9 protein-coding genes are annotated in these 10,941 nt (G+C 30.4%); 1 reads left to right on the plus strand and 8 read right to left on the minus strand.

The genetic code is table 4. The features are described 5' to 3' along the window. Positions 1-303 precede the first annotated feature (303 nt). The 8 genes from KW512_RS03405 to KW512_RS03440 form a co-directional block, all read right to left on the minus strand. Positions 304-1,530, minus strand: coding sequence for a YbhB/YbcL family Raf kinase inhibitor-like protein (locus KW512_RS03405; protein ID WP_258841395.1), 1,227 nt, complete (start codon positions 1,528-1,530; stop codon positions 304-306). Positions 1,531-1,535: 5 nt separating this feature from the next. Next, the gene (locus tag KW512_RS03410; RefSeq protein ID WP_258841396.1) at positions 1,536-3,074 is read right to left on the minus strand and encodes a hypothetical protein; all 1,539 of its coding nucleotides are present in this window, start codon (positions 3,072-3,074) and stop codon (positions 1,536-1,538) included. 99 nt (positions 3,075-3,173) lie between these two features. Continuing rightward, positions 3,174-3,698, minus strand: coding sequence for an MPN499 family protein (locus KW512_RS03415; RefSeq protein WP_258841397.1), 525 nt, complete (start codon positions 3,696-3,698; stop codon positions 3,174-3,176). Next, positions 3,691-4,569 carry an HAD family hydrolase gene (locus KW512_RS03420; RefSeq protein ID WP_258841398.1) on the minus strand — a complete coding sequence of 293 codons (879 nt, stop codon included), beginning with the start codon at positions 4,567-4,569 and terminating at the stop codon, positions 3,691-3,693. Before KW512_RS03420 ends, KW512_RS03415 begins: the two co-directional genes overlap by 8 nt. After that, positions 4,553-5,275, minus strand: coding sequence for an L-ribulose-5-phosphate 4-epimerase (locus tag KW512_RS03425; RefSeq protein WP_069097832.1), 723 nt, complete (start codon positions 5,273-5,275; stop codon positions 4,553-4,555). The genes KW512_RS03420 and KW512_RS03425 overlap by 17 nt, the downstream gene beginning before the upstream one ends. Continuing rightward, entirely contained in the window at positions 5,259-6,155 is an 897-nt protein-coding gene (locus tag KW512_RS03430) for an L-ribulose-5-phosphate 3-epimerase (RefSeq protein WP_069097831.1), read from the minus strand. The genes KW512_RS03425 and KW512_RS03430 overlap by 17 nt, the downstream gene beginning before the upstream one ends. Then, entirely contained in the window at positions 6,130-6,798 is a 669-nt protein-coding gene (locus tag KW512_RS03435; protein ID WP_258841399.1) for a 3-keto-L-gulonate-6-phosphate decarboxylase UlaD, read from the minus strand. Before KW512_RS03435 ends, KW512_RS03430 begins: the two co-directional genes overlap by 26 nt. A gap of 808 nt (positions 6,799-7,606) precedes the next feature. Beyond that, complete coding sequence (locus KW512_RS03440) at positions 7,607-7,732, minus strand: hypothetical protein (RefSeq protein ID WP_258841400.1); 126 nt, start codon at positions 7,730-7,732, stop codon at positions 7,607-7,609. 394 nt (positions 7,733-8,126) lie between these two features. Here KW512_RS03440 and KW512_RS03445 point away from each other — a divergent pair, with 394 nt between their 5' ends. Further along, positions 8,127-10,940, plus strand: a complete 2,814-nt coding sequence (locus KW512_RS03445; protein WP_258841401.1) for an OppA family ABC transporter substrate-binding lipoprotein — start codon at positions 8,127-8,129, stop codon at positions 10,938-10,940. Position 10,941 lies beyond the last annotated feature (1 nt).

Below are 10,941 nucleotides of genomic sequence, written 5' to 3' on the forward strand. Positions count from 1 at the left end.
AACATGATGGAAAATTCGCATTTTCTGAGTTTTTTATGGCAAAAACATAACTAATTCCCCCTTAATTCAATGTCAAAATTTATTAATTATTCTTAGGTGTTTGTAATTATAACAGATTTTTTTCTTAGACCAAGCATTTTTTTTTTTTTTTTGCAAAAGGTAATTTTAAAATAATAAAAATTAAGATTTTAAAATAAAAAACCCGGATTTACGGGTATTTTTGCATATTTATATTCACTAAAAGCAAATTTTGCCATCAAACTGACAAATTCCGGAAAAACTTGATTATTTAGCCTAAAAAAATTAAATTAATTTAAAAAAAGTACGATTATAGCCAACAACTTTTCCTTTTATTGCGCTAAGAACTTCAAATGATGTCAAAGGTTTAGTTAAATTTCGCGCAATTTGACTCCAATCAATTACTTGATCAATACCAAAAATTTCAAGTTGATATTTCCCTTGGCCGTTTGTAAGACCAGGAAGATAAATAACGCCGTATTTTGCTTTAATAAATTCAAATTTTTCTGAAGAATCTAGATTAATTTTTTTAGCAATTGAATCAGCACAAAAAGAACCAAAACTATTATAAACAGGAATTTCGCTATCAAAAAGATCAAAACTATTTTTTCCAGCATTTAAAATAGTTTTATATTCATTAGTTTGTTTGATAATTCCAACCCGATTTCAGACATTTAGTCCAACGCCAAGCGAGAAATTTTCGGCAAAACTAGTTACCATTATTACATATTCCTTAATTTTATCAGAATCAGAATAAATTTCAATGTCAAAATTTCGGGCGCTAAAAAATGGGCTAGCTCCTTGTTTGCCTAAAAATTCAATATCTAAAAGATGATAATCATTTTCTCTGGCAATTAGTGCTGATGAGCTAAAATTTATCGGTAAAAAATCAAGAAAAAAATTTTCTTGCTCTTTGGGCAACGGTGCATTTAATTCGGTTTTGGAAATCTGTTTTTTTACAAGTAAATTATTTTCAACTTTTCCATGTGAACGGTATAAAAACGAAGTAATTCCAAAGTCAATAACGTGATTTTTAATTAAATCAAGAAAATCATCGTAAAATAAAGGTTTATTTTTTAAATCTTCTGGAATTATATTTTCAACATCAAGGGCAAGAACTTCAAGTCGATAGTTATGATCTTGAGCTGGCGGTAGTGGTCCAAAATAAACTCCATCAGGATGAGGTCGATAAAATGAATCAAGCAAATAATTATTTGCATGGCGCGTCATTGAATTTTCAAATTGATACATTTTATCTTGCCGCGAAAAAGAATCATCTCATTTTAGCTTGTTTTTTTTAATATTGGCCGCAACTCAATGAATAAAAACAAAACCTAATTCTGCAGTTGCTTCATAGTCGACTAAAGTAAGGGCATATGATTTTGCGCCTTTAACTTTGTCTCATTTTATAGGAAAACTTACTGAATTAGGGTATTTTTTGCCTAAATTGCCATTACCAAATTGGGTGTCTAAAACGCCGTTTTTAACATCGGGAATATAAATTTTTATCATATTTATTAGTCTTTATCAATATTTTTTGGATTAACTATTACAAGTTGGTTTGTTCGTGAACCTACGGGACGAAGTGCGCGAACAAATTGGACATATTTTTCAGTTTGTGATAATTTTTTTAAATTTTGCTCAAGATCAATAGGTTGGAAAGGCAAAAGATTACCACTTTTAAGAAAACCACTAATATTTATTCGTCTTTCAACGTAAAATATTTTTGGATTTTTAGGGTCTTGTTTTTTAATTTCATCTTCAAGCTCAAGCAAAGTTGCACTATAAAGTCCACCTCGATGGAAATTATTAGAATTTATAAAAGGATATTTTTCGATTTTGTCAGTTAATTTATATTTATCAAAATCATCAATTAAACCAATTTGTTGAGCTTCTGCTTCTTCTCTAGTTTGAGGACCTTGAACTGGCGAAGGCGAATTTTGTTGGAAAGTTACGACTTTTTGGGATGAATTTTGTGAAAAAAGGCTTGGTTTTTGATTTATCAGGTTTTTTTGGCTTGTAGATTTAGGTTCATTTTGATTTTGACTTTGATTTTCAGATTGACTTTTATCTTCAGGAGTATCAGGGTTTTGGTCAATTATTCAATAAATACGGTAAATTGCATCTTTTATTGTATTAGTTGACTCATCTGCATGAGTTTTTTGGTCATTAAGAAAAAAAGCACGCGGTTGAACTTTATATTTTCGGCCATCTTTTCCTGTTATTGAATATTTTTCTAATTTCTCTGTTAGTTCTACTTTTTTTTGGTAATCTTTATCATTAAGAATCGGAAGATCCAAATTAGCTTCGAAAGTATCTTGAATACTTTTATTAAGTCTATTCAAGATTTTATAATTATAATTTCATCAAAAGGAATTTGAAACAGGTTGTCTGGTTGCTGCTTCTATCGACTCAACGATGAATTTAATCCAGGCAAAACCGACTGCAATTAGCTCATCTTCTTGTGTTTTGTTTTCATCTTTTCGGCCTGAATGCTGGTTTTGGGATTTAGCTTCTTCCTCTCTTTTCTTTTTAATAGTTAGTTTAGCAAGCTCTTGGATTACTTTATAGTATAAATATTCTTCTCTTAATTCCAAATTATTTACAGCAATACCTGATCCAAAATTTTCGGGTAAAAATTCAGGATATGCCTTAAAATCCACAGATTTTAAGTATTTTTCTTGTGATTGTTTTCATCGTTGTAAAAACTCAGAAGCTGTTAAATAAGAGGTACCTTGATAATATTTTTTAACAATTTCAGGAAAATTAGGAGTTTTAGCAAGTTTTTCAAGTTTCTTTTTAATTACATCATCAGGTTCATTTGGAATAAAATTTTGAAAATCTAACTCAGAGCTAAATGCGTGAATTACATCCGCAAAGGCAGTATTTGCAATTTCTTGAGTTTCAATTGGCAGGGGCATATTCAAAATTTCGGTTAATAAATTATATTTTTCTGGGTTTTTTACATCTTGGCCTTGATTTTCGATGCATGAAACAACAACAAGTGGGAAAGACAAAGGAATTAAAGCCAAAGATTTTTTAAATTTTCATTTCATTTTTACACCTACTTCTAAGCCTTAAATAAAAAACTAAAAGAACCAAAGATTATTCTTTTAGTTTTTTCACATTTGTAAAATGATACCATATTTTTCAATTTATGAGTCACTTTTTACATAAATTTCTTCAAAACCATTTCGCCTTCAAAAAAATCCCTTAAACACATCATTATTTTGTAGTTTTGCGGATGTTTCACGTTGATAATGAGCTAAATTTGAATAGTATTCTTTTGAAAAAAATGGGATAATTCCGTCGTAAATTAGTTTTAACGATTGTTTGTCTAAAACTATTTTACAATTTTGAACAGGGAAAAAAATAAAAATAGCATCATCTGGTTTTTTTAAAACAGTTTTTATATCAAGACGAAAATCAATTTGGCGTAATTTCATTAGGATATTGAAATTATAAAAATTATGATCACCGTTAAAATTAAAAATTAATTCTTTTTTTTGAAAATCATTAAAATTAACAAGTTCTTCAAGAGTTTTTGCTTTTTTTATAACATATCCAGTTAATTTCGGCGAAAAAATCTTGAAAAAACTAGGAACAAGTCAATATCCATCTGATAGATGGTTGACTTTAACTTTATTAAAATTAGAAATTTTTTGACGCAAATTATTCATAATATTTTTCAAAAAAGTTTGCTATACCATCATTGTCGTTTGAGTCGGTAACCAAATTAGCCTTATCTTGGACTTCTTGGCTAGCTTGTCCCATGGCAATTGCTAGTCTAACCTGTTCAAACATAGAAATATCGTTTCGAGCATCACCAAAAGCTAAACTTTTTTTGAGATCTAAATGATAATTTTCTTCTAGAAATTTAAGTCCTTGACCTTTATTTGAGCCAGAAATCATAATATCAATTACTGATGATTGGGATTGAACTAGATAAATTTGTTCAACATTCTCAAGTTGGCTAATGGCTTTTTCAAAAAGCACAGGATCACTATCACGTTTTATAAGTAAAAATTTAACTACATCAAGATTGAAAATTTGATCATCATTCAAACTTTGATAGTCATAAAATTTTAGCGGTAACTGTTCGGCTTCTGAAAAAATTTCATTTTGATTTTTAAGATAATCAAATCAAGGGCAAGTTGTATCTTTTTGGCTAAAAGCAAGCATATTTTTAGTTGTGTAAATTAAGAAAAATACTTGATTTTGGGCTAAAATTTGAAAAATTTGTGAAACTTGATCTCCAGAGAAAACCTTGCTAAAAACAACAGTTTCCTTTTTGTAATCATAAATTAATGAACCATTGCAACTTATTATTGGAAAATCAGGCTTTAGTGCAAAGTAATATTTTTTTATAAAATATCAAGGGCGACCTGAACAAAAAATTATTTTTTTGTTTTTTTCACGCAATTTTTTTATTGCTTCAACAGTTTTAGGGCTAATTTCGTGATTAGATTTTAGCAAAGTTCCGTCAAGATCAAAAATAAAATTATCAATATCTTTTAAAACAACTTTAATTTCATTAGTGTTTTTGTCCATAATATGCGTTTTTACCATGCTTTCGGTTATAGTGTTTTTTTTGCAGTGTTAAATTAGCTTGACTTTGATCAGGATTTATTATTTTTGTATAAAGAGCCATTTTGGCAACTTCTTCAAAAGTCATTGCTAATTTAACAGCGTCGTCAGCAGATTTATTAGATCAGCAAAAAGGCCCGTGTTCTTTGACTAAAACAGCAGGAGTGGCTATAAAATCGAGATTATTTTTTTTGAAATGATCAACTATAACAACGCCAGTGTTATGTTCGTATTGACCATTAATTTGCTCATCACTTAAGGAATTAGTGCAGGGAATTGAACCATAAAAATTATCAGCATGCGTTGTTCCAAGTGCAGGAATTTCTTTACCTGCTTGTGCTCAGGCAACCGCAAAAGGAGAATGTGTATGTACAATAGCCTTAATTCTTGGGTCGGCTTTATAAAGAAGTGAATGAGTTGGCGTGTCGCTTGATGGATTTAAATTTGTCTCAAGAACATTGTTTTCAAGATCGACGGGAACCATATCTGAATATTTCATTTTTTCATAGGAAATTCCACTAGGTTTAATAACATAATAAGATCGATCTGAACTTATTGCTGAGACATTTCCTCAAGTATGAAGCGCTAATTTTGAGTTATATAATAAAAGATTTGCTTCTAAAACTTGCTTTTGTAGTAAAATTAGTTCGTCTCTATCTTTGATTTTCATAGGCAATCCTTAATTTTTCTATAAAAAAATCACGTGCTTTTGCGATAATTTGGCTTTGTTTTGCCAAATTCTCAGAAAGTGGCAAACTTTGGTCAAAATTTTCTTCTTTGTGCCACATTTCAATTACAAAAGGCACACTAATTTGTGCTTTTAAAATGTAGCTAAAAGCAGAAACAAAATCCACATCGCCTTGTCCGAATTCAAGATTTTTAAAAATTCCAGGGAGAGTATCTTTGAAATGAAAGGCGACAATTTCTGATTTTCCTAGTTTGATTTCTGCTTCTAAATCATTAGAAAAACGGGATAAATTACCTAAATCCGGGTATAAAAGCACACCTGAGCCAATTTGTTTTTGAAGATAAAGCAGTCTTGAGATTGTTCCGGCAAATTTTGTATCCATTGATTCAAAAGCGATTGTGATGCTATATTTTTTTGCTAATTTAACAATTTTTTTCATTGTCTCAATGAAAAAAATCTCAGAATCAGGATGAGGTTGCTCATAATAAATATCATATGCAGCAAGTTGAATAATTCTAATTCCGAGATTTTTAGCTAAAATTAGCGCTTTTTCCATAATTTCAAGCGCTTTTTGGCGGACATTTTCATCTTTTGCGCCAAAAGGAAATTTTCGGTGTAAAGACAAACACATTGAATTTATATAAAAATCATTTTCATATAAAGCATCACGAATTTCTTTAATTTGATTTTTAGAAAAATCAAGACGAGCAGCAAATTCATCGCTTTCATCAACAGACATTTCGATAAAATTAAATCCGGCTTTTTTTGCCACTTTAATTTTATCGACAAAAGTCAAACGTTTATCAATTGCTTTTTCGTAAATTCCTAAAGGAAAATTAATGTCAGTATTTTTTAAATTCATCCTTAAATTCCTTTGCTTTTTCTTCAGGATTTTCGGCATCACGAATTGAACGGCCGGCAATAAAAATGTAAATTGGGATATCTTTAAATAATTTAATATCCTCAACTTCAACTCCGCCAGTGATTGTAACTTTAAAGCCTAAATCAGCGAGTTTTTTTACAATATCAATATCTTTTTGGGCTCATTTAACCCCTGCTGCTTGTGAATCCCTAGCTCGATGCCAAACTACTTGTGGCACTCCAACTTTTTTTCAGTCTTGAACTTGATCTCAAGTAAAATTATTTGTCATTTCAACTTGAATTTCAGTACTTTTTCCATTTTTTTCAGAATAAACGTGCGAAAGATCAACTAAATCTTTAATTGTCGGAGTTTCAGCTGCGCAAATTGCAGTTGTAAAATCAGCGCCTGATTCAAAGAACATTTTTCCAAAAACTTTCCCGGCATCAGCTATTTTACCGTCAGCTACAATTATTTTATCGGGAAAACTTTTCCGAAGTTCAGAAATAGCTTTTTTACCTTCAGCAGCTAGTAAAATTGTTCCAACTTCGATAACATCAATATATTTTTCTGCTTTTTTAGCAACTAATATTGCTTCTTCGATAGTTTGATTATCGAGTGCAATTTGTAAAAGTGGGAGTGCCATGTTTGTTCCTTTCCTTATAAATTTATATATAAATTATACAATTTTTTAAGATTTTTAGATCATTTTTGGCAAAATTATCGGTCATGATTTAAATTTTTTGAATATTAGATCATTTTTTTATTAATCATTAAAAATGCTAATTAGTTTTTTGGCTAAAGTATTTTTTTTAAACTAATTTCCCGAGTTCCCAGTTTGATGAGATACCTTAAAAAAGTGTCCTGGTTTAGTTTTGGGCGCTTTTTTAACTTTATTGGCAAACTCAGGAAAAATAACTATCAAGGTAAAAACACTGAATTTTAAATCTAGCAATCATGAGGGAAAAATCTACTTATTAATCAAATAAAGCAAACTAAAAAAGCTAAAATTTTAACTTAAAAAGCAAAATTATGAAATTTTTAAACTACTTTTTTAGTTTAAAACAATAACAAAAATCATAAAAAAATACAACTACTATTTAAACTCAATGCAAATAGAAAACTCGTTTTTATTTAAATTGAGCCTAAAAAAACATATGAAGTTTTGAAAGAACAATAATTAAATGCCATAAATTTGTAGATTTCTAAACGGTCAAATTTATGGCATTCCATTATATTTAAAGCCATAATGGAAAAAATGGCATTATCTGAGTTTATTGCGCAAAAAACATAATCAAGTCCTTCCTAATTCAATATCAAAATTTATTAATTTATTCTTAAGTGAATTTTATTATAACATAATTTTATTTTACACCAAGCATTTTTTTTTTTTTTTGCAGAAGGTTAATTTCAAAATTATAAAAATTAGGATTTTAGCGTCAAAAAACACGGATTTAGCGGTATTTTTGCATATTTGTATTCACTAAAAAGTGAATTTTTGCCATCAAACTGTCAAACTCAGGAAAATAATCGATCATGATTGAAATTTTTGAAATATTAGATCATTTTTTATCAATCATTAAAAATGCTAATTAATTTTTTGGCTAAAGTGTTTTTTTAAACTAATTTTTTACAGGAAGATTTACTAAACAATAAAGTAAAATATTACATATATAATTTATATTTATTATATATGTATCTAAATTTTATGCTTGACAAAAATAATTTTTTTTTGTTTCTTTATTTTTAAAAAAAGTGTATAATTTCATACAGGTAAAAAATGATGCAATCAAAAAACTCTATTAAAAAAGCAAAACAAATTAACATTATTAACTCCAATGTTAATTTTAAGTTTGCCACTTTTTTGAAATAGTAGTTTTTGACTCAATTTGTTCATAACATTAAGTTATATAGGATAAAAACAAAAGCTACTATCAAAAAAGATAGTAGCTTTTGTTTTAAAAAAGGAGGGAAATGAAAAAACTTTTTATCGGTTCAGTACTTAGCGTTTTTTCAGCAGGGGTTTTAGCTTCATGCTCAATTCAACCTGCTTGGGAAAGGCAGGAATGAATTACGACTGTTAATTCTGCCACTTCGGCTCCTGGCGCATTTAAAACTTGAACTAACACTTTTACCTCGCCTACAATCGCTAGTTCGTATTATACGGCTTCTTATTTAGTCCAAACTGTTTATGAAAATAGTGTTGAGATCAAACAAGATGGAATTAGCGATGAATCAAAAGAAAAACTTGATAAAAGTTTTAATTATTCGATTACAAAGCCAACATATAGTTACGAGTCTTTTGTTAATGCCGCTGCGATTGTAGTACGAAAAAAAGACGGTACTGAGCTAGTTTTTGACAGTGATGCTCATGAAAAAGGTTATCTTGAACCTGGTCAGACAACCAATTCGCTTGTTATTAAATTAAAATCAGACCAAAAAAATTCAATTAATTCTGATTTTTTTGTTCAGGCGCTTGATGAGGCTGAATCAATTCATTTTTTCTTAAAAAATGACGTAAAATGGGTAGATTATCAAGGAAATCCAAGCCAATATACTCTAAAACCTGAAGATTATTACTACGGATTTAAAGCCCAAAGACTCTCTGATCCACAATATCGGGCAAGTGTTGGCGGAAGCAAAGAAATTGACGAAGAAGCACAGAAAAAAATTCCTAATTTTGATCCAAAGTCAACATATTTTACAAATACTATTATTAACTGATATTTATTAGATCTTTTTGGACTTGACTTGGCTGATTTGGATGATGAAAATAAATATATTGAACAATACAAAGGCAAAAACGCTAATTTTCAAGGGCAAAAATCGGTAAGTTTTTACAAAGGCGCTTCAAAAGACAAAGTATTTTTTAACGGATTTTACCAAAAGTCATTACTTGGTGGGATGCTTTTCCCGGCGCCTTCTGAATTTATCGACAAACGAAACAGCGACACTCAAACTATAAAAGACGGAAAACCAACAGGCCGTTTTGGCGAAACTGGCGAGGCCTTGAAATACGGAGCCTATTGGTATGGCGAAGATTTTAAAAAAGATCAGCTTTTTGTCTCACCTTATACCCAACTTAGTCAGGAAACTAATCGCGAAACTTGAAAAATCAATAAATATTACCCGCGAACTGGCTGAAAAGATCAATTACCTTATGTTTTTAACAAAATTACAACTCTTTATTCAAAGTATCCAAGCGCTTCTGCTTTTGAAAATGCCAAATTTAATTCTTATCGCGAACAGACAATATTGGCTATCGGTTTTGATTCGCTAAATGATTCAATTAAAAATTTAGTCTCAAGTGATCAAGAAAGATACGGTTGAAGACTCAAAAAAGCCGAAGATAAAGACCAATTACACAAATGGTATTATTCCGCACTTGTCCCAGGTTCGCTAAAGCAAAATTTTAGAGCCGAAGTTGGTGTGACTTTTGATGAAAAATACTATGGATTCAACGATAATTTTGCAAAATTAAATTTTGGCGCTTCGCTTGCTGATATTGCAAAAGGAAATGCCAAAGTTGTCGAAAATCTTGTCTCAGGTCCAAGTCTTGAATTTCGGCTAATAATCGCAAATGCCTGAAATTTATACACAACAGCCCAATCAATTTCTAACTCAAGTTTGCCTTGATACAATTTTGTTGCTCCTGATAACAAAATCACTTCAAAACCTGATTCAAAAACGCCGCGAGATTTTTATCAAGAAGCAAACACAATTAAACTTGTTGACCAAACCGGGGAAATCTATTACACCAAAAACCCTGAAGATGAAAAGAAGAAAAATTTTGAAAATGTCAATGATGCAACTAAACAATTCCAGGCACCCCAATTTGAGATGTTAAAAGCGCGAATGAAAGCGCTACTTGATGATTTTTATGCCAAAAATAACATTCCTGCTGACCAAAAAGTCGAATGAACCAACCACAGTTTTTTTGTAAATGCTGGAAACAAAGAAATTGGCGCAGTTACTAACGGTGCAAAAGCGATAATGGATCTTGATCCACGACTCAAAATTAACGTAATTTGGCCAATAACAGACAGAACTCGCCGGGCAAATTATTTACTAACTCGAACTGGCGGGGTTGATTTTGGTGGTTGAGGCTATGATTATGACGGAATTGGATCGGTTTTAGACGGTAAAATTCAGCGAAACGGAGTGGGTTATGCAATGTTATCAGCTATTTATGCCCAAGGTCCTGAGTCAAAAATAGCAAAATCTTATCCGCACGTGTATCGTTATGCTCTTGGAGTTAAAGATTTTTTTGATAAATTTGCCAAAAAAGGTTATATAAGAGAGTTTAAAGACTGAAAAGATGGCACAAATTCACCTGATTTTGGCGCTCATGACCAACACTTGGCTCCAGATCTTACCTATTTTTTTACTGGTGAAGTCAAAGAAGTTCCTGATCCAAATGATGCAACTAAAAAAATTATGGCATACAAAACTTTTGTCGATACAATTAATGAAAACCAAAAAAACAACCAAGAAAAAGCGTCTTTTGACTTTCACGCCCAGTCAGCAATTTTCAATTTATCTTACCAAGAAGAACATACCGATGAAGAACTAATTCAATTAAGCGCCGAATTAAGTTCACTTTTAGGTTTTGGACTTAATGATCTTTTGAATGTACCATCTTCGACTCCTTATGCATTTTTAGAAAATCCAAATATTTCAATTCCTTATGCAAATAACACTTATTCAGGTTATGTTCCGCCTGACATGATTTCGATTATTCCACTAAAGGAAAAACACCAAAAATTAACTAAAAAAGGAACAAATTAGC

Source organism: Mesomycoplasma ovipneumoniae (assembly GCF_024758565.1).
GTDB lineage: Bacteria > Bacillota_I > Bacilli_A > Mycoplasmatales > Metamycoplasmataceae > Mesomycoplasma > Mesomycoplasma ovipneumoniae_B.